At 50.7% G+C, this 23,249-nt stretch carries 11 protein-coding genes; 4 read left to right on the top strand and 7 right to left on the bottom strand.

Annotated features, from left to right (window positions below):
• Window positions 1–139: 139 nt before the first annotated feature.
• The 4 genes from EDC56_RS06825 to EDC56_RS06810 all read left to right on the top strand — a co-directional run bounded on the left by EDC56_RS06825 (window position 140) and on the right by EDC56_RS06810 (window position 6,693).
• Entirely contained in the window at window positions 140–1,354 is a 1,215-nt protein-coding gene (locus EDC56_RS06825) for a lytic murein transglycosylase (protein ID WP_123711815.1), read from the top strand.
• Window positions 1,355–1,558: 204 nt separating this feature from the next.
• On the top strand, window positions 1,559–3,730 hold the full coding sequence (locus EDC56_RS06820) for an NERD domain-containing protein kinase family protein (protein ID WP_123711814.1): 2,172 nt from the start codon (window positions 1,559–1,561) through the stop codon (window positions 3,728–3,730).
• 478 nt (window positions 3,731–4,208) lie between these two features.
• Window positions 4,209–5,258 carry an OmpA family protein gene (locus EDC56_RS06815; RefSeq protein WP_162844112.1) on the top strand — a complete coding sequence of 350 codons (1,050 nt, stop codon included), beginning with the start codon at window positions 4,209–4,211 and terminating at the stop codon, window positions 5,256–5,258.
• A gap of 430 nt (window positions 5,259–5,688) precedes the next feature.
• Entirely contained in the window at window positions 5,689–6,693 is a 1,005-nt protein-coding gene (locus EDC56_RS06810; protein WP_148059341.1) for an OmpA family protein, read from the top strand.
• Between the two features lie 88 nt (window positions 6,694–6,781).
• On the opposite strand, the gene EDC56_RS06805 is transcribed toward EDC56_RS06810, so the two are convergent.
• From EDC56_RS06805 to EDC56_RS06775, 7 genes are all read right to left on the bottom strand, one after another.
• Complete coding sequence (locus EDC56_RS06805) at window positions 6,782–7,588, bottom strand: sulfite exporter TauE/SafE family protein (protein WP_123711811.1); 807 nt, start codon at window positions 7,586–7,588, stop codon at window positions 6,782–6,784.
• A 102-nt stretch (window positions 7,589–7,690) separates the two neighbouring features.
• A complete protein-coding gene (locus EDC56_RS06800; protein ID WP_123711810.1) occupies window positions 7,691–8,617 on the bottom strand; it encodes an ABC transporter substrate-binding protein in 927 nt (308 codons plus the stop codon).
• Window positions 8,617–9,366: an OmpA family protein gene (locus EDC56_RS06795; RefSeq protein ID WP_162844111.1), complete on the bottom strand. Its 750-nt coding sequence runs from the start codon at window positions 9,364–9,366 to the stop codon at window positions 8,617–8,619. The genes EDC56_RS06800 and EDC56_RS06795 overlap by 1 nt, the downstream gene beginning before the upstream one ends.
• Window positions 9,356–10,714, bottom strand: a complete 1,359-nt coding sequence (locus tag EDC56_RS06790) for a TolC family outer membrane protein (protein WP_123711808.1) — start codon at window positions 10,712–10,714, stop codon at window positions 9,356–9,358. The genes EDC56_RS06795 and EDC56_RS06790 overlap by 11 nt, the downstream gene beginning before the upstream one ends.
• The gene (locus EDC56_RS06785) at window positions 10,711–12,045 is read right to left on the bottom strand and encodes an HlyD family type I secretion periplasmic adaptor subunit (protein WP_123711807.1); all 1,335 of its coding nucleotides are present in this window, start codon (window positions 12,043–12,045) and stop codon (window positions 10,711–10,713) included. The genes EDC56_RS06790 and EDC56_RS06785 overlap by 4 nt, the downstream gene beginning before the upstream one ends.
• The gene (locus EDC56_RS06780; RefSeq protein ID WP_123711806.1) at window positions 12,038–14,203 is read right to left on the bottom strand and encodes a type I secretion system permease/ATPase; all 2,166 of its coding nucleotides are present in this window, start codon (window positions 14,201–14,203) and stop codon (window positions 12,038–12,040) included. The genes EDC56_RS06785 and EDC56_RS06780 overlap by 8 nt, the downstream gene beginning before the upstream one ends.
• A 76-nt stretch (window positions 14,204–14,279) precedes the next feature.
• Window positions 14,280–23,249: VCBS domain-containing protein (locus EDC56_RS06775; protein WP_148059340.1), on the bottom strand; the 8,970-nt coding region annotated here is incomplete at its 5' end.

Here is a 23,249-nt window from a genome sequence, read left to right as displayed (position 1 = left end):
AATCGTCAGCGTAGCGTCAAGAGTGGTGGCTGTATATGATAGCCTAAGCGAATGTCGTGGGATTTCTTTACCCATGATTAACATGAGATAGTGATTTCAAAGCTTATACAAGATTTTGATAATAGAGGTTTTATTTTAGATGTTTGTTAAGGTGTTACCATCAAAAATACTGACTGCTCTGGGTTCGACAGCCCTGCTATTGGCATCGGCAGGAACAGTGCTCGCGAATGATAATTTTGCCTCTTGTATTGATCAGTACTCTCAACGGGCGGCCCATGAAGGCTATAGTGCTGAATTGATTGATGCGACCTTGGGTAAGGCAAAACACGTAGAGCGGGTTATCAAACTCGATAAGAAGCAACCGGAGTTTACCCAGAGTTTTAATGGCTACCTTTATGGGAGAGTGAATAATACACGGCTTACGAAAGGAATAGACCTTTACCGTGAACACCGTAAGTTATTGAGTGAGCTGACTGTACGTTACGGTGTCCCAGGGCAATATATTATTGCTTTTTGGGGGTTGGAAACCAACTATGGTGGTTACCTAGGGAAGATGCCCATTATTGATTCTCTTGCGACCTTGGCGTGCAACCCTCGGCGTAGTCGCTATTTTGGTGATGAGCTTATGCAGGCGCTAAAATTGATGGATAAGTTTAATATTCCACCAGAGCAGATGCGCGGGTCATGGGCTGGGGCGATGGGTAATACCCAATTCATGCCCTCCGCCTATGTTAATTACGGTGTCGACGGCGATGGCGATGGTAAGGTCGATTTGTGGAATAGTGTGCCTGACGCATTGACCTCGGCAGCAAACTTCTTAAATGGGTTGGGTTGGCAGCCTCAGCAACCTTGGGGGAGAGAAGTTCTGCTCCCGAAAGATTTTGACTACCGGTTGGCAGGTCGCAAGTATGCTCGCAGTGTAGAGCAATGGTCAAAGTTGGGTTTGACCATGAGTAATGGAAAAGCGCTCTCAGATACGGAGCTGCAAGCCTTCTTGATTGTACCTGCTAGCCACACTGGCCCCGCTTTTTTGCTGTATAAGAATTTCGATATCATTATGAAATGGAACCGCTCAGAGTTTTATGCTCTGTCTGTGGGGCATATGGCTGACCGCATTGTTGGGGGGGGCGATCTGGTGCACCCGCCTGCGAAGGATGCAGTGATCAAAATTAGTGCCATAGAGGCTCTACAGCGCAAATTAACGACCAAAGGGTTTGATACTAACGGTATCGATGGTGTGATGGGGCCAGGAACACGTAAGGCGGTCAGAAATTATCAAGCCAGTGTGGGGTTAATTGCTGATGGCTTTCCGGATAAGGCTGTATTTGAACGCTTAGGTATAAAGTTAGACTAGTATCTGGCGTATTAATAAGCCCCGTACACGGCGTGTACGGGGCTTTTTTATGGCTAAAGTAATAACTCTTTTGATAACTTCACTACCTTGAGTTTCTTTTTATCTTGCTGGGTGTTACTTTTGATATGAACTTACGGTTGATGCAGGAATAATTTCTTGTCCTCCGCTAGATTATAAATGATAACAATAAGATAGAGGTTTACTTTGGCCCAGCATATAGAGTTTGGAAAGCCCGTCAACGCCTCTGAAAAATGGGCGTTTGAGTACTTGGCTGCGCAGTTGCCTGCGAGCTATATCGTGATGACCAATATTGATATCCCGACGCGTAACGGTCAAATTATGGAGGTTGATGCGCTGATCGTCGGCGAATGGGCTATCTACGTCATCGATGTTAAGGGCTATGTTGGTACGTTAGAGGTAGGCCATCATGTTTGGCTGCTGGATGGTCGGAGTAGTGAAAATTATTTATCTAAGGCCTCCTATATTGCTCGGGTATTGGCTGGCCGCTTAAAGAAAAAGATGCCCTATGGAGCGCATGCGCCTTGGTGCCAAGGTGGTGTTTTTGTTACCGGCCATGAGGGGGCGGGTATTGAATTAATAAAGCCTTCAGACTATGCCGTTTATAGCATCGATGATGTTGTCGCGAGTTTGACCGCGGCTGAAGGGGTGAACAGTCAGTACCAGCATCGTATTAATGAGAGTCAACGCCGGCGAGTGTTGGAGATGATTGGTCAGATTGATCTAGTGAAACAGCGAAATCAGCAGGTACAAGACTTTTCAAAGAAGAGTCAGCTGTTTCAGCAAGAGGGCTTTCAAGTATGGTTGGCGGACTACCCTAATGATAATTTGGAGTTGCCTTGGCTTCTGAAAATTGTGGTGCGCTCTGAGTTTGCTGACAGCGTGGAGCGCAATCGAGTAGAGCTGCGTATTAAGCAAGAGTTTAATACTTTACAGAAGCTGGCGGGCACCAGCGGTGTACCGTATTGCGCCCCTTTATTAGATGATGGTGAGCAGCTGGTGCTACCCATTCGTATGCCTCGAGGGAAGTCGTTAGAGCAGCTGATTCTCGCCGAGCCACAATACCGAATGGAGGTTGTGCGTAGTGCGGCTAGTGCGTTGCAACAAATTCATCATCGAGGCTGCACAGTTGGCTGTTGGCAGGCCTCGGAAATATTTATCTCAGAAGACGGCGAAGTTGAGTTCCTTACTATTCACAATAACGCCACTTATGCGCAGGATCTGGCAGGCTTTCGCCAGGTCTTTGGTGAGTTGTTAAATGGTGTGCGTAAGGTCGGTCAGTGGTTTGTCAGTGACAGTGAATCGCTTGATGAGCTAAGGCTATATCTAGCGGCAGCGATAACAGGCCAGTCGGTTGATTTACGCGAGCAAGTGCTAATGCTGGAGCCAGGCAGTGTTGTCGATCACCGCTATCGTCTATGTGAGAAGCTGGCTGTGGGCAACAACACGGAGTTCTGGCAGGCGCAGCACATGATGGGGCGGTTTAATTGTGGCATGAATATCTACAAGAGTGCCGACGAGTATCAGGCGCACTTGGAGCAGCAATATAGGCTTCTTCTGGGTATCTATCATCCGAATATTGAGCGAGTCATCGATTTTGATCGTTTGGATAATGAGGGTAGCTTCTACATTACTCGTGTTTGGATTGATGCTACGAGCCTTGCGCAAGTGGATCGCAATTTGTCGCCTGCGATCATCCTTGAATGGTATAAAGCGCTACTTTCAGCGTTAGGTTATGTACACTCTCAGGGGATCTTTCACGGTGGTATTTGCCCGCATAATATTGTCTGCCATGATCAGCCTGTTTTAGTGAACTTTGCACTAGGGGCTGAGGATTTTCTCGATCATGAGGCACTAAAGCCCTATTTGCCTTCGTCCACCTTAGAGTTGACGGCAAGAGAACATGATGTTTATTGCTTATTAAAATCTTTAGAGCCTTGGTTACACCAGCTAACGCTCGATATATCGGCAACGGAAAAAATTCGCTCAGTGCTGTCGGGTGATTTTAATCTGACTGACTGTGAAGATTATGTTGATTATTTTGCCTTGAGCCATGAGACAGCTGAAATTAAGTCATTCACTGCCAGCTTTACCGATCGTTGGCAGCTACATGATGATTATTGTCGATGTCTTGTACTTGATATGTTGAATAAACCCGGGCCGCATCTGCCATCAGAGCGTATTGAGACGGCCTTTCGTCAACGCGGTATAAAACCGGATGCAGTGCAGAGCGAGATAGCGGACAAGGCAGTGTATGAGCTTAAGCAGGGGGGGGTTATAGAAGATATTGGCCGTAAGATAAGGCTGACTTCTGCTTTTTGGCGTGACTGGGAAGCGGTATCCCAGATGAGCTCTTAGAGCTGCTAGTTGACACCTTAAAGGTGGTGATGGGGTTGGCGCTATTGAAACTTAATCGCTAACAGTATGCTTGGTGTTAGCCTCGAAGCACCGCCGATGTACAGAGCAGAGAGCCTACGCTACTCTCGCTCTCAACTTTCGCTTCTTTTTTCTACTAATGGTGTTTCGTGGTCTCTCTAGAAATTATAGTTTAAATATAAATATTGATTTCTTGTCAAACTTTGAAACACCGTCTGTCTATTTTTGTAGGTGAAAACCACTATTCATCTACGCAGTAGTGCCTGCCCTATTGCTTTTTATTTACCTCTCTGAATGGAAAACTTAGTTAAACCAGAAAGTTCACTGCATCCATCGTGAAGTTGATTTCAAACATGTAATTATTATTAATTTTTGCTAACGTAACGCCCATAAAGTTTACCGAGTCTGGATTTTTGTTCGGTGCTCTATCATAACGATGATGTATCCATGGAGAAGAAGTTTGAAAAAGTCAATTTTAGCAGCTGTAATTGGTGCCAATGTAATCGCAATGTCCGCAGGTGCAATGGCAGACAATATTGCGTCTGATGCTGGTGTCACTGTTTCTGGCGGTGTTGGTATTTACTCTACTGACAAAGAGCGCATGCTCCACAGCGATACAGAGTACAACCTAGGTTTAGGTTACCGCTTCAATGAGAGCTGGGAAGCCGAGTTAAACTATATGCAGTCTTCGCATGATGGTAAGGGTAACTTTGACGGAGGCAGTGCCGATGTAAGCAACTACCGCCTTGATGGTATCTACTATCTTTCAAACGGCCGCTTCCAGCCATACCTATCTGCTGGTGTAGGCGAGAACACCTATGACTACAAAGACATCAGCAAGGATAAAGACGAGCAAATCAACGTTGGTGTAGGTGCTAAGTACTTCTTCACTCCAGGCCTATTCGTACGTGCTGACGCTCGTGCTTTTGACGCCCGTGGCGGTGTTGTTGATACAGCGGCGACTTTGAGTGTTGGTTACCTATTTGGCCAAGAAGCTAAGTCTACTTACGTTGAGCCAGCACCAGTAGCTGTTGCTCCACTAGATGATGACAACGACGGTGTTGTAAACGATGCTGATAACTGCCCGAATACACCAGCAGAGTTGAGTGTTGATGAGCACGGTTGTGCTGTTGCTTCAGATACGCCAATTATCCAAGATATCCAGATGGAGTTTGGCTTCGGATCGGATGTAATCAACCCTGAGTACGATGGTCAGATTGAGCATCTAGCCTCTGTCATGAAAGCTTACCCTACCGGTAACATCGTTATTGAAGGTCATACTGATTCTAAAGGCGCGGCAGCTTTCAACCAGAAGCTTTCTAAGCAGCGTGCTGATGCATTAGCCAACAAGCTTGTCAGTGACTACGGTATCGATGAATCACGTATTACCACTGTTGGTAAGGGTGAATCTAACCCTGTAGCGTCTAATGACACCGCTGAAGGCCGTAAGCTAAATCGCCGTGTTATTGTCACTGTTGACGCTAGCGGTACTGCAGAATCTTCGATCTAATCGTATAGATCAAGCTGTTTTAAAGCTTAAAAAGCCGCTTCCGTAAGGGAGCGGCTTTTTTGTTTGTAACAAAACAAGTCTCAAGGATGACTGTGTTAGTGATCTCTCAGCAGGAGATCGGGCTTTTTTTTATCCCCTTATCTGGTGAGTATCAAGCTACTCATATAGTCATTTATGCTCTTTCTTCGCCTAAATGCCATAGAACCTTCGGTGATAAGTTGACGATTTATTAAAACTGTACTTAACTTTTCGTTGGGCGCTGTAGTTGTGCGTAAAAATTGATCAATTTTTAACGCCTATGGAGGAACTTGATCGATACGCTCATCGTTGTTGATGTAGTGGGCGCACAGTGCTAGATCGTGGGTGTTGAGTTGTAGCCAAAGCTGGCGCAACCCAAGACCTTCTACTTTATTGAGAAGGGGTGTTAACGTTGAATAAATTATTACTAGCCACAGCTGTGGCAACAAACATGTTGTGTCTTGCGCTGCAGGCCCATGCCGAGATTGCCTCAACTGCAGGCGTCAGCGTGTCAGCTGGTGGCGGTCTTTATTCTGCTGATAGTGACCGCTATCTCGATCATGATAAGCATTATAATGTAGGTTTAGGCTATCGCTTCAATGAGAGCTGGGAGGCGGAGTTAAACTATCTTAAGAGCTCTCAAGATGGCGACGGTGATGGTTGGGGGGGCGATGCTGATCTCGATAACTATCGGCTTGATGGACTCTATTATTTCTCAAATGGCGCTTTTCAGCCTTATGTCTCTGCTGGTGTCGGTGATCATGGTTACGACTATGAGGTTGGCGGTGAGGATCGTGATGAGCAAATAAACTTGGGTCTAGGTGCTAAATACTTCTTTACACCTGGCTTCTTTATGCGTGCTGATGCACGTGCTTTTGATGCTCGTGGTGGTGTGGTCGATACTGCGGCTACGTTAAGCTTGGGTTATCTGTTTGGTCAGAGCCCTAAGGCAGAGCCGGTCGTTGATGGTGATGACGACATGGATGGTGTGGCCAACTCGGTCGACCAGTGCTTAGACTCGGCGCCGGGTGCCGTGGTTGATAGTACGGGTTGTGATGTGCCGCCTGAGCCTATTGTGATGTCGCTCAACGTGGAGTTCGAGCTTTCCTCAAGTAAGATCAAGCATGATTACAGTAGTGAGATCGCTGAGCTTGGTGCCTTATTGCAGGAGCATCCTGATGCTGAAGTGACGTTAGTCGGTCATACCGATGATTCGGGTGCAGCGGCGTTTAACCAGACATTATCTGAGCAACGAGCGCAGGCGGTTGCAGATTATCTCACCGAGAACTACGGTGTTGATGCCTCCAGAATGGATGCCTCAGGTGTTGGTGAGTCTGATCCGATTGTACCAAACGACAGCTCTGAAAATCGTAAGAAGAATCGCCGTGTCGTGGTGACCGTTGACACGAGTTCGTAATATTAACGACTCGCTCAATTCAGCAATGATAAAAAGCCGACGATAATGTCGGCTTTTTGTTGCCATCCTAGCGCGCCTTGTAACCTTTCTATGCCCCCAGTGCGTTACTGACAGATAGCTGGTAAATACCGATGAGGCTGATAACCAGCAGGACGCTGCCTAAGACGCGGTAGAAGACAACTTGATTGCCTTCTAATAAGCGTTGATGGAAGTGTAGGCCGATACAGTGGCCTACGAGTGTGCAGGGCAGTAACCAAAGGTGCTGTATTAAATGAAGGTCGACGCCCAGATAGATGAACATCGACATTTTTATGGAGACGAGAGCAAACCAGAGCACAAACAAGGTATCGCGTAGCTGGTATTTATTAACGTGATTGGCGATGACTGCAATGATCAAGGGAGCGCCAATTAAGCTAGTGCCGCTGATATAACCGCCTAGCATGAGAAAGAGAATATCAAGCCAACGGTTGTGACTTGCAAGCGGTTTATTGAATAGATAACTCAAAGAATAGCAGCAGACGATAACGAAGATGATCAAGCTCATGACCGTACTGGGGAGTGTGATCAGTCCGAAAACACCAATCAATTTGGGAATAATGATGATTGAGAAGGCAAACTTTAAGTAGTTCCAGTCTATGTTGCCCTCGGAAGCGTTAGCGGTATTGCCCATCATTATTTTATTTTTCTTGAAGTGTCGAATGATCACCGTTGCCGCGGAGAAGACTAGAAGGTGTACGGCGATCAGTGGCAAGTAGACGAGGGGGCGGTCATCGATTAGAAGTAAAAAGGGCAGTGCTAATACCGCACCGCCGAAGCCGAGGCCGGAGCGGACAAATCCACTCCACATGAAGACGAGACCGATAAGGATATATTGGGTAAGCGTTAAATCTAGCATTATTTTTATGTTTTTTTGTAAGTTGTGAGAGGCCGATTGGGTTAAATTGGCACGAGTTTTTCTCCCCCACCTTTACGGTGGGGGTAAGGAGGAGAGGGGTTACTATTGGCGCGAGCTTGCAGTGCCTCTACCCGCGTTGGGGTAAATATCATCGGCGTAAACGAACTCTTTTGCGGTGGATCGGAGGCCTATTTGATCAACTTTCCAGCGCTGTAGCAGATAGCGCATCAAGTGGGTGTTCATGCGTTGGCTGATGTCGTCTAACGGTACTTCGACCTCTGGGTGGGCCTTTAGAAAGTCAGCTTTGATCACGGGTGCCATTTGGTAAGGCGGGAAGAAGCCTTTATCATCTCGAAGCGCACGCAACGAGTAGAAATCCAGCTGAAAAGAGCTGTTGTAGCCCAGGCCGATATCGGTGACGCTATCGCGTAGTTGGGTATAAATTTCGTCGACGTTATCGAAGGCCTTACTATTGAAGCGATTGATGTTGCTGCCGTAAAAATCTGCTAAGTACTCTAAGCTGTCGATACGCTTTTCGAGGAAAGTGTAGCTGACGTTGATATCAAGCCTCTTTTTATTAGCTTTTTTCGCCAAGTCACTAATGGTGGTGATATCGTTTGTCTTGTTGTTGGTGTTCCGCACCAGCAAGGTGAAATGGTTGTCGAGTTGAGAGGGGATGAGCCAGGTGAAGCCGCTATGGCTATCAAATTCTTTTACAGCCTGGTACACCTGATTTTGATCGTAAGGGGGGGGCATATAAAGGTCGTTGATCGCTGTTTGCCCGGTATATCCCCAGTACATATCGATTTCATCTGCAAACATCGCATCACGTAAATCATGATAAGTTTGAAAGGGGACGAGCCTGACCTTAATACCCTCGCTGCGAAACTGTTCTTTGCTAATGGCTCCCATCAGACGCTGTTCATCGTAATTGTGGTAGCCAATACGCAGGGTGGTGCCTGCTAGGCTATTTTGGCTTAACAGAGTGAGGGCAAGTAGGAGAGGGTATAGATATAGCTGTCGAAACATTATTGTGCTGCCTCATCAAAGGTGATGACATTATATTGTTGCTGGTCACTATCGACACTGGTGTCATATAAGCTTTGATTGTCGACGGACCATATGTCCCACTTAAAGCGCTCAAGGTTTTTGTGGTCGGTAAACAGGACGTCGGCCCGGCGATTTTTTGCCCGGTCAGCCTCTGTGTCGTTCGTGGCGATATTCATCTTGTTGCCTTGCCCAGAAATGAGTATCTGTTGGCGTGGGACGTGATAGCGATTATGCAGCACCTCAGCGATGGCAACAGCACGTTTTATCGACAATGTCTGGTTGCTTGCCGAGTGCCCACTAGCATCGGTATGGCCGACCACCAAAATGAATTGAGAACTGCTATCGTTGAATTCCTCGGCGACACTCTTCAGCCGTTTGGCATCGGAGGTGGAGAGGCTTGCCTGCGCAGTGTTGAAATTTGCCGAGTACTTGGCTTGGTAGAGTGTATGGTCGAAGAGGTCGCAGCCGTTATTGGTGATCTGCACGCTCATGCTCGTGTTGGCACACTGGTCTCGGCCGTTGATGACGCCGTCGCTGTCATCATCGGCTAGGGCGTTTTGTGGTGGGAGTATCTTACCTACACTATATGGACGACGAATTGGCTGATCGCTATTTGGTAGGCCGCGTACACCATAATCTTCTGCAGGTTGATAATCTTCGGGCACAATGTGCTCGGCACAGCTGGCAAGAAGAAACAGCGAAAGACCTAAAAGAAGTTTACTGCTCATTCTCAGAGACCTCTGCGTTGATGCTTTGTTCGGCATTAATATTTAGTGACTCCAATAAGACGCCCAGTGCCGACATGATGCGGTAGATTGACTTCTTATTATCGAAATCCGCGGCGAGATAACTTTGTCGAGAGGCGTATAGCTCGTTCTGACTGTCGAGTAGGTCGATCAAGGTGCGTCGATTCACTTTGAATTGTTCGTTGTAAAGCTGCTCTGTCTCTTTAGCGGAAACGACATAATCTTTCAGTGAGCGTCTATTTTTTTGCGTTGTGACGTAGCTGGCCCAGCTTTGCTCGATTTGTTGAATGACCTGTCTGCGGGCAGAGTTGCTAATTAACTCGGCAGTTTGTCGTTTCGACTTGGCGGCGCTGACACCGTTGCGATCGCGCAGGCCATTAAACAGATTCCAGCGCATCTCGACGAGAACACGTTGATCATTTTCTCGGCCAGAGTAACCGTTGTTTTGATAGTTATGATTGGCCTCGGCAACAAGATCAAAGCTAGGGTAGTAACGGGCTTTTTGCGCTGCTAGTTGGGCTTCCGCGGCCTTCACATCGTAGTGAGAAAGCTTAATTAGCGGGTTGTTGTCGATGGCGATTTTAATCGCCTCGATACGCTCGCTAGGCAGGTAGTTGATGTTCTGAGCCGGCATAGTGAGGTTGATGGGGAAGTCACCGACCAAGGCGAGATAGTCGGAGCGGGCGTTCATCAATAAGTTGTTGGAAGTGGTTAAGTTGGCTTCAGCTCGACGTATACGGCCCTCAATCTGAATCAGGTCAGCGCGATCACCAGCGCCAGCGGTGTACTTATCTTTAACCAGTTTGGCGGTGACCTTGTGCAAAGCCAGGTTTTGCTCTGCCAAAACCACGTTCTCGTTTGCCTCTAAGACGTTGAGATAGGCTTCGGCGACCTTCAGCGCAGTTTGCTCTGCTTCGGCAATGAGGTTGTAGCGCTCGGCCAGCGCGTCGGCAGTGGTGCGGTCGATGTTGTGGTAGTTTTCACCGCCATGCCAAATCGGCTGAACTAAACGCAGGGTGAGGTTGTTGCGGTCCTGATTGAGGTCGTCGGGGCGGTCATCATTATTGGTTGATTCATAACCGCCGGTGGCGATCAGGTCGAGGGTTGGCAGTAACCCACCCTTGGCGATGTTTACCTCGTCGACGGCGCTCTTGTAGCTGAAGAAGTGCTGCCTGACTTCGGGGTTGCTGACCAGTGTATAGTAAACCACCTCTTCCAGTGTGTTGGCTTGGCTACTATTCATTGCCAGCAGGCAGGGAGCCGCGATGGTGAGGGCTTTACCGAGGTTCTTTAATGTCGCAAGCACCTTGGGTGCAAGGGAATAACTCATTTTAACATCCGTAAAACAGGTTTAAATATATAGCTTAGCAAACTGCGGTTGGCGATATTGATACCGATCGTGGCCTGCATACCAGGGATGATCGGTAGGTTGCCATCGCTATTCATCATCGTGTTGTTGGCCACTCGCAAGCGAATAATGTAGAAACTATTGCCTTGTTCATCCACGATGGTATCGGCGCTGACATGCTCAACAACAGCGTCGAGTGCGCCGTAGGTGGCAAAGTCATAAGCGCTGATCTTGATACGCGCAGCAAGGCCGGGGTGAACAAAACCAATATCGGATGGTTTAACATGCGCCTCTACAATTATATCTTTGCCATCGGGAACAATTTCTATCAGCGTCATACCAGGCTGAATAACACCGCCAAGCGTCGTGATGTGGATTTTTTTAATTGTACCGTCTAAGGGAGCGCTAATCGAGGTGCGTGCAATCCGATCTTGATGTGACGTCTGTCCAGCAAGAGCGATAGCGACTTTGGCACGTATCTGTGTCAGTTCTTCTTGCGCTTGCTCTTGGAACCTGACCTCGACACCGTTGAGTTTTTCTTTTTCGCCCTTGAGCGCTGAGCTGAGGCTTGGAATAGCATTTTTAGCTCGGTTCAACTCACCGCGAAGGCTGCTGATTTGTTGCTCTAGGGTGAGTAACTCTAGGCGAGGAACAGCGCCGATGGCCACAAGCGGTTTATTAATACGCTTCTGTTCATGTAATAAATTCAGCTGCGTGGTTAAGTCTTGAATGGTTTGCTGGGTCGATTCAATCTCAAACTGCTTTTGATCGATGGCGTGTTGTACGATGATCTTTTCGTTAGCGAGCTCTCTTTGATGGATTCTATAGAGCTGCTTTTCGGCGTGAACATAGCCTTGTAGACGAGGGTTGTCGCCACTTGGGTAGGAGGGAGGCGTATTGTTGGCCTCGCCGACTAATCTTGCGGCGGCGGCAATCAACGCCTCATACTCAACGTTTGATTCAATAACCGCGGCTTCGGCACGGGAGTCCTCAATGTTGAGTAGCGGCGTGCCTTTCTTGACGTGCTGCCCTTCGCGAACATAAAGCTCGTCGAGGATACCCCCTTCGAGATTTTGGATAACCTGCACCCTTGAGGAGGGGATGACCTTACCTTCAGCGCGAGTTACCTCATCCACCTGAGTGCAGGCGGCCCAGATGATTAAGACGACGCACATGAGTGCGATACAGTAGAGGATCCAGCGACCGCCACGAGGTGTCTTAATCAAGACAGCGGCACTCGACTGCGACATATAAGGTAAGTCTTGATCAAAGGCGCTCTGCTGATTGGGAGAGCGTTTTAGTCGGTTAAACATTGTCAGCCTCCCCTTTGAGTTGCTTGAGCACTTGATGTTTGGGCCCGCTGATGGCGACACGACCTCGGTCGAGCACGATAATGTTATCCACTAGGCGTAATAGCGACATATTATGGGTGAATAAAATAAGTGTTTTATTCACTGCTGCCTGCTCTAAATTGTTAATCAAGGCAGCAGTGCTGTGATTATCCAAGCCCGCAGTTGGCTCATCGAGAATAAGGATGTTGGGGTCGTTGAGTAGCGCTCTGGCGAGGTTGACGCACTGTCGTTGGCCGCCGGAAAGTAGGGCGCCTCGCTCACCGACTGGGCGTTCGAGACCGGAGGCACCCTCTGCGGTGAAGCGGGTGACGCCAGCCAGTGCTGCGACGCGTAAAATTTCTTCGTCGTCGACGTGACGATGCCCGGCGACAATGTTATCGCGGATACTGCCACTGAACAGTTCGCTCTGTTGCGTCATGCAACCCATGCCACTGCGTAGGTCTGACGGAGAGATCTGGTCGATGCTAAGCTCATCGAGCATGATACTGCCGGCGGAGGCTTCGTAGAGGCCGGTGAGTAAGCGCATCAAGGTCGACTTACCTGAACCGATTTGTCCGATGACCGCGGTCTTACTGCCGGCTGCAAAGCTGATGTTGAGGTCATGTAGGAAGGGTTGCGGTTGATTTGGGAAGTTGAAAAACACCTGTTTCAACTCGATCTGGCCGCTCAGACTAGGGTGGCTGACATAAGCTGCGTCGTCACTGCTCTCTCGCGGCATCGCCATGATATCGGAGAGCCCTTTATACGATGTCTTTGCCTGCTGGTAGCGGGTGATGAGGCCGGATATCTGCCCCATCGGTGAAATGGCGCGGCCGGCGAGCATCACGGCGGCGATCAGTCCGCCCATTGATAGGTCACCATCGGAAATAAAGTAGACGCCACAGAGCACGATTACCACGGTACACATCTGAGTGATGAAGCTGACCACGGTGGAGGCTGATTGGCCGAGAAAACGTGAGCGCATACTCCAGTGTGCGATGTCGCCGCTGGCCTGCTCCCAGCGTTGTTGGTGATGACTAGAGAGTTGCTGCAGTTTGATATTTTCCAGGTTAGATAGGGTCTCGATTAGTAGACCATTCTTCTCTGCAGAAGCACCGTAGGTCTTCTGGATCGACTGCTGTAAGGTCGGGGTGATAATAGCCGAGTAGAGTAGAATCATCGCGATGGCGGCGATCGGCACCCAGACTAACGAGCCCGACAAGAGGCCGATGATGATGAGAAACATGAGGGCAAAAGGCAGGTCGATCAGCGTAGTAATCGTTGCTGAGGTAACAAAGTCACGGACGCTCTCGAAGTCGGCGAGATTCTTGGCGAAGGAGCCGGTAGATTGTGGGCCATGGCTGAGTTTGATCGATTGCACCTGCTCGAAGATACGCGCAGAGAGCAGTACGTCGGCTTTTTTTCCGGCGATATCGATACAGTAGGTACGTAACAGTTTTAACAGGAAGTCAAAACTAAAAATGATGGTGGCACCAATGGCAAAGGTCCACAGCGTATCGATGGCATTATTTGGCACCACGCGATCGTAGACGTTCATCACAAACAGTGGGCTGGCCAGCACGAAGAAATTAATCAGAATAGTCGCGATGATGACATCACGGTAGATGCGCCAGGAGCTTGCGATTGTGCTCCAGAACCAGTGTTGATGCTGTTGCTTGGCGACACTGTCGGCATGCGACTTATATTCGAACAGGGTGCGTGTCGCAAAGAAGTAACCGCTGTATTGCTCTGTGAGTGTTTCGAGGTCGATCTCGATTCTACCCTGAGTGACGGGGTCGAGTACTGTCGGCCCCTTGTCATCAATAGCGGTCAATATAGCGGTGGTACCATCGCGCATGAGTAGCATTGTTGGCAGGGTACGGTGATCGATAGCAGCGAGCTGCCGCTTCATCAGTCGCATACCGAGGCCGGCGCGCTTGGCGGCACGTGCGGTGAGCTCGAGGTTAAGGCGTCCATCGACGAGGGGGAGGCCCTCGGTGAGACGTTGGGCAGAGGCACTGAGACCATATAGCTTACAGAGAGCTAAAATCCCATCGAGCAAATAATCCTCCCCACCAAGCTGTGGCGGTACGCGCCAGCTGTTGTCGCTATTGTGAGAATTTTCTAAGGCGTCATTCATTGGGTAACTAGTTCCAACCAAATTTCAATAATGTCAGCCGGCGATGAGAGACTCACGCTCGGCTGATCGCGCATTGTTAAATAAGGTTATTGTCCTCCTCAGGTAGAGTGAGGCTGAGATCGACATAACCTATGTCGTCCGCACCACCCTGGTTTGTCGCGCTGGTATCGCCGTTATCCATGCTTTCGGATGGGGTGGCGAAACCGCTTAATAAATCATCGAGATTGTCTTCGTCATCGACCATCGGGTTGAGCAGCTTTTGACTCGGCAGAGTGGCATTGTCATCGGCCGCTGTGCTCTGTTCGGCATTGAAACCGTTCAGCTTCAGCGAATTGACCGGTGTACTGTCGATTAACTGAATCTCTAGCTCAACGCTATTGGTATCGGTGCCATCGGAAACCGAAATGGTAAATACCTCGCTATCGAAGGTCTGTGCGCTGCCAGTGTCGTTAGTATCACTGTAGGCGGTATAGTTCCAAGCGCCACTGTTGTCGATGCTCAGTTGACCATATTGCCCGTCGATTACCTGCGCCCCTTGGTCGTCCAAGCTGTAGGAGAGGGTATCCGATTCCGCGTCATTGACCTCCAGCTGACCTGTCAATGTATCGTCGCCACCCACTAGGCCGCTCAGGTTGAGTGTCTGTTGGCTGATAGCGCTGATCTCAGGGGCGTCGTTGCTCCCCTCTATGAGAATGTCGATTGTAAACTCACTGCCATCGGCACTGAGTACCTTGATGCTGTCATTGAGTTGTTGGTTGTTGCCAAGTGCGGCGATGTCGGCTTGCGTATTGTCAGCCTCGTAGCGCCATTGGCCGTCGGCTTCCATGCTTAATTTACCGTAGCGACCTTGATAAGTTTCGGCACGCATCTGTGCTTCGTCACTGTCTTCATCGCTGACGCTTATCACGCCCTCGGTGGTCAAGTTGCCGCTATCGAGGTTGCTGTCTTCAAGAAGGGTGCTGTGGCTTTGGCTCACACTGAAGCTGGCAGCGTCGTTACTGCCGTTGATAGTGATAACGATTTCTTGCTCAGTACCATCCATGCTGACGGCGGTGAAGCGCTCTTCTATACTATCGTCTTCCCCCAGTGCCTGAATGGCGGCTTGGTTGTTGTCCGCGGTATAGTTCCAGCTACCATCCGCTTGTAGAATGAAAACCCCTAGGCTGGTGGTGATATCCAGCGGGTTAAATCGCGCCTCACTAACACCGTTACGAACATCGTCATCGTTGATGCTTAGGGTGCCAGAGGTGGTGAGCTCAAGGGTGCTGGCGTCATTATCTTCCTGCACCTCTGCGCGGGTATCACCGCCGATAGTGGCAATGTCGTTGCTGCCGATGATCGTCACGGTGATGCTGTGCTCGGTGCCGTCGGCAGAGAGTACGGTGACGGTATCGGTTAACTCCTCACCTTCGGCAAGCTGCTGAATCGCAGCTTGGTTGTTGTCGGCTAGGTAAGTCCAATCACCGTTCTCGCCGATGGTGATGTTTCCATAACTACCCGTGTTCGCGACGGTGGTATTAAACACAGCTTGACCGCTATCGGCATCGGAGATGGTGAGTTGTCCGGTTGCTTGTAACTGTGTCCCGGTTAGGCCAGTGTCTTCTTGCACGCTGGCGCTATCTTCGCCCTCGATGATAGCGCTATCGTTGCTGCCGATGATCGTCACGGTGATGCTGTGCTCGGTGCCGTCGGCAGAGAGTACGGTGACGGTATCGGTTAACTCCTCACCTTCGGCAAGCTGCTGAATCGCAGCTTGGTTGTTGTCGGCTAGGTAAGTCCAATCACCGTTCTCGCCGATGGTGATGTTTCCATAACTACCCGTGTTCGCGACGGTGGTATTAAACACAGCTTGACCGCTATCGGCATCGGAGATGGTGAGTTGTCCGGTTGCTTGTAACTGTGTCCCGGTTAGGCCAGTGTCTTCTTGCACGCTGGCGCTATTTTCGCCCTCGATGATAGCGCTATCGTTGCTGCCGATGATCGTCACGGTGATGGTGTGCTCGGTGCCGTCGGCAGAGAGTACGGTGACGGTATCGGTTAACTCTTCACCTTCGGCAAGCTGCTGAATCGCAGCTTGGTTGTTGTCGGCTAGGTAAGTCCAATCACCGTTCTCGCCGATGGTGATGTTTCCATAACTACCCGTGTTCGTGACGGTGGTATTAAACACAGCTTGACCGTTATCGGCATCCTGAATGGTGAGTTGGCCAGTTGCCTGTAGCTGCGCCCCGGCTAAGCCAGTGTCCTCTTGTACGCTGGCGCTATTTTCGCCCTCTATGATAGCGCTATCGTTGCTGCCGATGATCGTCACGGTGATGGTGTGCTCGGTGCCGTCGGCAGAGAGTACGGTGACGGTATCGGTTAACTCTTCACCTTCGGCAAGCTGCTGAATCGCAGCTTGGTTGTTGTCGGCTAGGTAAGTCCAATCACCGTTCTCGCCGATGGTGATGTTTCCATAACTACCCGTGTTCGTGACGGTGGTATTAAACACAGCTTGACCGTTATCGGCATCCTGAATGGTGAGTTGGCCAGTTGCCTGTAGCTGCGCCCCGGCTAAGCCAGTGTCCTCTTGTACGCTGGCGCTATTTTCGCCCTCGATGATAGCGCTATCGTTGCTGCCGATGATCGTCACGGTGATGGTGTGCTCGGTGCCGTCGGCAGAGAGTACGGTGACAGTATCGGTTAACTCTTCACCTTCGGCAAGCTGCTGAATCGCAGCTTGGCTGTTGTCGGCTAGGTAAGTCCAATCACCGTTCTCGCCGATGGTGATGTTTCCATAACTACCCGTGTTCGCGACGGTGGTATTAAACACAGCTTGGCCGCTATCGGCATCCGTGATGGTGAGTTGACCAGTTGCCTGTAGCTTCGTCTCGGCTAAGCCAGTGTCCTCTTGCACGTTGCCGCTATCATCGCCCGCGATTATTGCGCCATCGTTACTGCCGGTAATGGTGACAGAGACAGTCTTGGTGCTGGTAAGGCCGTGTGGGTCAGTTACCGACACGGAGTAGTTTAAGACTTTGGTTTCGCCCTCGCCGAGCTGTTGAGCATGATCGTTGTCAACGGTAAACGCCCACTTGCCGTTATCATCGATGCTGATTGTCCCCCAGTCGCTGTTAGCGGGGGTGTCATTGATGACCCAGAGGTCACCGGTGTCGTTGATATCTTTGTCGCCGTTATCGAGCTGGCCTGTAATGGTACCGGCATCTTCATTGATAGTACCGGTAAGCACGCCAGTAATATCGGGCGCATCGTTGTTACCCGTGATAGTGACGACGATGCTGTGCTCAACGCTCTCGCCAGAACCATCAGTGACCTTGATGGTAATTGTGTCTTGTAATGTCTCACCTTTAGCTAGGCCATTGGGTACAGCATGGTCTGGATTAATCTCATAGTGCCAAGTGCCATTGCTATCAACGCTGACGATACCGTATTCTCCGGCATCACTAACACTCCAGTTGGCAGTGTCGTTGTTGTCGGGGTCAGAGACAATTAGCGTACCGTTGATACCCGCGCCGTCGTGTTCACTGATCAAGGCGCTGCTTTCACCGCTAACCTCTGGCGCATCGTTGCTACCGGTGATGGTGATTGTGATGGTTTCGCTGGTGGTGGCACCTTTGTCGTCTTGCCCTCGAACAATGAAGGTTTCGGTTTTTATCTCGCCTTCTCTCAGCGCGTTGACGTGCTCGCTACCCGCATCGAGAACAAACTCCCACTCACCATTAGCAGAGATGCTGAAGGTACCAAAGGTGCCTTTGGTGCTAGCGGGATTGAAGCTGAGTACATCGTTGTCGTTTTGGTCCTGTAGAACGACCTTACCGTTAGCGATAGTGCTCTGGCTGGAGCCGTTGGCATCCTCGAAGACGGCACCGCTAAAGTTGCTTGCATCGCCAGCGTCACCGACAATCACAGGCACCTTGTTGTCGCCTACGACGGTGACCTCAATTTCCTTACTGACATAGACGGTATTACCGCTACCATCTTTGCTGCCATCACTGACGTAGACGGTAAAGGTCTCGGTTTCTGACTCACCTTGGCCTAGGCCGCTTAGCGCTCCAGGATTCAGTGTATAGCTCCACTGACCGTTGCTACCGAGAGTTAGCTGGCCGTGGTTGCCTAGGGCTGTGTTGCCATTGTTAGTGTCGGTAAACCAGCTGAGTTGATCGGTAGTGTCGACATCAGTTGCCTTAACCTCACCTCCTACACTGCGGTTATCCACGCCGAAGCTGGCCGTGCTAGTGCCATTGACGACAGGGAGATCGTTACTACCCTCAATCTCCACAGCGATATCGTGGTAGAGCTCGTCACCATTTTTATCGAGTACTCGCTGACCGAACTCATCGATCAAGTAGACACGGAAGGTTTCTGAGAGCGATTCACCTTCGCCGAGGGACTGGATACGGTTGTCGTTGTTGTCGAGTGTGTAGCTCCAGCTATTATCGTCCGGGTTGAAGGTGAAATTACCGTATTCAGAATGGCTATCTTCAACCGTGTATTGTGCGGCACTGGCTTTGACGGGCAGGTCGATAATACCTGTCTGAACAATGCTACCGTCTTCAACAACGTTAGCTTCGATAACAGAGCTGAGGTCATCGGTGATGATGGGGTCTTTGCTACCGTTGATCACAACGGTGATTGTCTGCTCAGACTGATTGTTATTACCGTCAGTCACAATGACCGTGAAAATCTCGGTCATTTGCTGGCCAGGGTCTAATGCCTGAATCGCAGGGTTGTCGTTATCGGTGAGGGTATATTGCCATTTACCGTTGCTGCCAATGGTGATTTCGCCGTAAGTACCAGAGGCGGTGCTGACGTTGCCAGCATCCGTCTTGAATGCCCACTGGCTGCTATCCGCTGAGTCAACATCGTTGCTGAATACTTGACCGCTGGTGCTTAAGTTACTGTCTTCGGTGACATCACCCTCAAGCCCATTGACCGACTCGATAGATGGCTGGTCGGCGGTACCGGTGATGGTGATCTCGATCGGGATGTCGTGGATCTGAGTGCCGTCATTGACTTTAATGGTGTAGCGCTCGACGATGACATCGCCGTCGTTGAGACTCTCGACCAACAGGCTGTCGTTGAGCACGTACTTCCAGGTATTGCTATTGAGATCAAACTCAATGCGACCGAAGGCACCCCCCTTGTTGATGACAACATTGGCGTCGTCGACATTGCTGATGCCGTTGATCAGTAGGCTGCTCTCGCCGGTCTGTGTCTTGACCCCTTCTTCTGTATTGTCTTGGACGATATTGTGTGTGACGTCACCAGGCTCACCATCACCGCCACCACCTGCGCCTCGGTTTTCGGTTCCGGTGACGTTGATGTTGATGGTGTGTGGCTCGGAATTATCACTACCGTCGTTGGCAGTGACCACGAAGGACTCGACAGCCTGCTCACCAGGCTGCAGGTTCTTGAGGTCTTGATCATTGTGATCCAGGCGGTAATGCCAGCTACCGTCAGGCTGAAGCGTCAGCGTACCGTAAGTGCCTTGAATGACCAGGGCGCTCCCGGCAACGCTCGTTTGGCTCTGATCAACATTGTCGACGGTGTTGCTGACATTCCAGCTTTCAATGTCGTCGCCATGATCGATATCTTTGCTGAAGACTTTACCGGAGGTCGTTTCGTAGAGCGTTTCTGCGACGGCAGCTTCGCTCTTGCCCGAGAGGATCGGTGCATCGTTGGTACCGATTACGGTGACTTCGACGACCTGTGTGGTTGTCTTACCATAGTCGTCGACAGCAATGACGGTAAAGCTCTCGTGGCGCGCCTCGCCCTCGGCGAGTTGCTCGGTTGATTTGAGGCTATTGTCGAGTTGGTACTCCCACTGGCCATCGCTCTGCAGGACAAATTGGCCGAAGCTTCCTTGATAGACCGTCGGGACAAACTCGGGGGTATCACCATTATCGATATCGTTGGCAACGAGTGTACCGTTGAGGCTAGCGGCGCCCTCCGAAATCTCCCAAGGTTGGCCGTTATTTTGGCCGCCACTGATGGTCGGCGCATCGTTGCTGCCGTTGATCTGTACTTCGACAGGGCGGGTGGTCGTGGCACCGTGCTCGTCGGTTGTGGTGACCCAGAGGGTGTCAGTGATACTTTCGCCGGGGGCCAATTGTTGCACATCGGCGGGATCGACCTGATAGCCCCAAACGCCGGTTGTAGCATTAAAGGTAAACTGGCCGATATTGCCACTGTCGGCATTTGAGGAAAGCGTAAGGCTTGAGCCGTGATCAATATCGCTATCGAACACAGTACCGCCGGCCGCCAACTTACCTGCGCCATTAACGGCACCATCTTCGGAAAGTGACTTCGACAGTTCACCGGTGATTCTCGGCGCGTCGTTGGTGCCGGTGATAGTGATGGTGATGCTCTGCTCGCAGGAGAGCCCCTTCTCATCGGTTACCGTGACGGTGAACACTTCGTCGACGGTCTCACCTTGTTTTAGGCTGTTGGTCGCATAGCTGTTGTTGAGCAGGTAGCTCCAAGTGCCATCAACGTTGAGCGTTAACTCACCATAACGGCCGGTACTGTCTGTGCCGTTGAGGCTCCAATAGTGGTTGTCGATCGAGTCGGCATCACCGGGGTCCATGGTGCCAGAGGTGTGGCGAGCACTGTTCTCTGTCACTTCGCCCCTACTGTTGGTGGCGGTTGGCCCACTGTTACTGCCGGCGATATTGATAGTGATGGTTTCTTCTCGGAAACCACCGTGACCATCGCTTACCTCAACAGTAAAGGTCTCTTGCGCCTTCTCACCTGCAGCCAGCTGCTGGGTGTCACTGTCGCTATCATCCAGGTCGTACTGCCAGCGACCAGTATCGGGATCGATGGAAATACTACCGTAGGTACCCTGAGTTGCGAGACCGAGAGCAGTAGCACCGTCTTTGAATTGCCACTGGTGGCTGTCTGCGATATCGGCATCGATGGCTTTGAGCTTGCCGCTGGCGATGCCCGTTTCGCTGTTGTCGTAGCTTTCGACCACTGAACCAACGGTTTTACCGGCGATATTTGGCACGTCGTTGGTGCCGATAATATCGACAGAAACGGTAACCTCGGAGCGAGTGCCGTATTGGTCTGTGACTTGTACACGGAAGTTGTCGACGGCTTTCTCACCCTCGGCAAGATACTGCGCCGCGCTGTTATCGAGAGTAAAAGTCCATTCCCCGTCGCCGTCGATCGACAGGCTGCCGAGCTGACCGTTAGGGTTGAGCACCTTCCAGCTGAGTGACGCGTCTTGGTCGACATCGCCATCGAAGAGCTGGCCGCTATCGGTGATTGCGGAACCGCCAGTGGCACTGTCTTCTGTCACGCTGCCCTGGGTATCGCTGGCCGCGGTAATCGACGGTGCATCGTTGGTGCCGGTGATGGTGACGGTGACTGTAATGGTAGAAGTCGCGCCGTGGTTATCGGTAACCTGAATCTTGAAGCTATCGGTTTCGACTTGACCTTGACTAAGGCTCTGGGTGCTGGCCTTGCCGTTGTCGAGGTTGTAGCTCCAGTTGCCGTCGGCATCGATTGAAATCGAACCGTATTGGCCCTCACCGTTAGTGGCGAAACTGCCGTCGGCTTGCTCAACAGCCCAGCTATGACTATCGGATAGATCGACATCACCATCGTTCAGGTTTCCTGATGCCTGGCTGTTGGCGTGATCTTCGGTCAGCTCAGCGGTTGTTGTACCGGTAATAATCGGTGCGTCGTTGGTGCCTTCGATGGTGATCGTTAGGGTATCGCTATCGGTGCCTCCTTTCTTATCGGTTGCAACGATGTCGAAGTGTTCTTGGACAGGGGTGTCGCCGAGGCTAAGTGCCTGCACGCGGTCGTAGCCGGCATCGCCAGGCTGATAGAGTTGGTAAGACCAGGTGCCATCTGCTGCAGAGATGGTCAGCACGCCGTATTGGCCATCGATCGTAGTGTCGCCGCTGTTGGCTAGGGACTGGCCATTAACCTTAAAGGTCGAGACATCCTGATGATCAACGTCGCTGACGCTGAAGTTGCCGTTGGCACTATCAGCGGTGTCTTCGGTAACGTTGGCGTCAATCGCCGACTCAAAGCCGCTTAGCTCGGGCGCATCGTTAGAGCCCTTAACGGTGACCTTGATCTCATATTTTGAAGTTCCACCCATTTCATCGGTGACTGTGAAGGGGAATTTCTCAGTAACAGAACTGCCTTCATTGATTCTATCGGCGTCACGGTTACCGGGCTCACCATCGAGCTTGTAAGTCCACTTACCTGTTTCGCTGTTGAGCGTCAGGGTGCCAAACTGTCCTTGCACAACGTAGTTCTTACTCGCGCCGACTTGTTGGCTGTCCTGCAGTGCGAAGTCATGATTAACGCCACTACTTTGGTCGTAGTCTTTGACATTGATGGTCTTGGAGATGCTGTCGCCATCTTCGCTGATATTCTTTTTAGCAGACACAGGCGTAATATTAGGGATGTCGTTGGTACCGACAATAGTGACGTTTACCGTTTGAGTGTCGCTGCCGCCATGACCATCACTTACCTCTACCGTGAAGGTTTCGGTCCGTGTCTCACCTTCTTTCAGGTTCCGCAGTGCATTCTTGCTGGCGGTATCGTTGTTGACGTCGTAAGTCCAGACGCCATTGCTGTCAATACTGAGTGTGCCGTAGCTGCCATTAGGGTCAGTGACAGACCAGCTCAGGCTAGCTTCGTCATCAAGGTCGACGTCACTGGCGCTAAGTTGGGCGCTGACCGAGGCAAAGTGGGCGTTGTTGCCACTGGTTGCTTCTTCGCCGCTGACACGCTCTTCACGATACGACAGTTCACCCGTGTTTACACCGCCGTCAATGATAGGGGCATCGTTGGTGCCGGTGATGGTAATGGTGACCGTTTCAGTGGTGATGCCGCCTTGGCCGTCATCGACCTGGACGGTAAATTCTTCTTCGAAGGTCTCGCCGACACCGAGCTGCTGTACCTGGCTCTCGCCGTTGTCGATCTCGTATGTCCACTCACCGGTGTTTTCGTCAATAGCGAGGCTGCCGAGATTAGTGCTGCTCGGGTCTGCGATGACGCTCCAGGTGTGATCGTTAAGGCCGCC

Source organism: Sinobacterium caligoides, from assembly GCF_003752585.1.
Taxonomy (GTDB): Bacteria; Pseudomonadota; Gammaproteobacteria; order Pseudomonadales; family Sinobacteriaceae; genus Sinobacterium; species Sinobacterium caligoides.
Note: the sequence above shows the minus strand (reverse complement) of the source record. Positions and strands in the feature narration are given on the sequence as shown.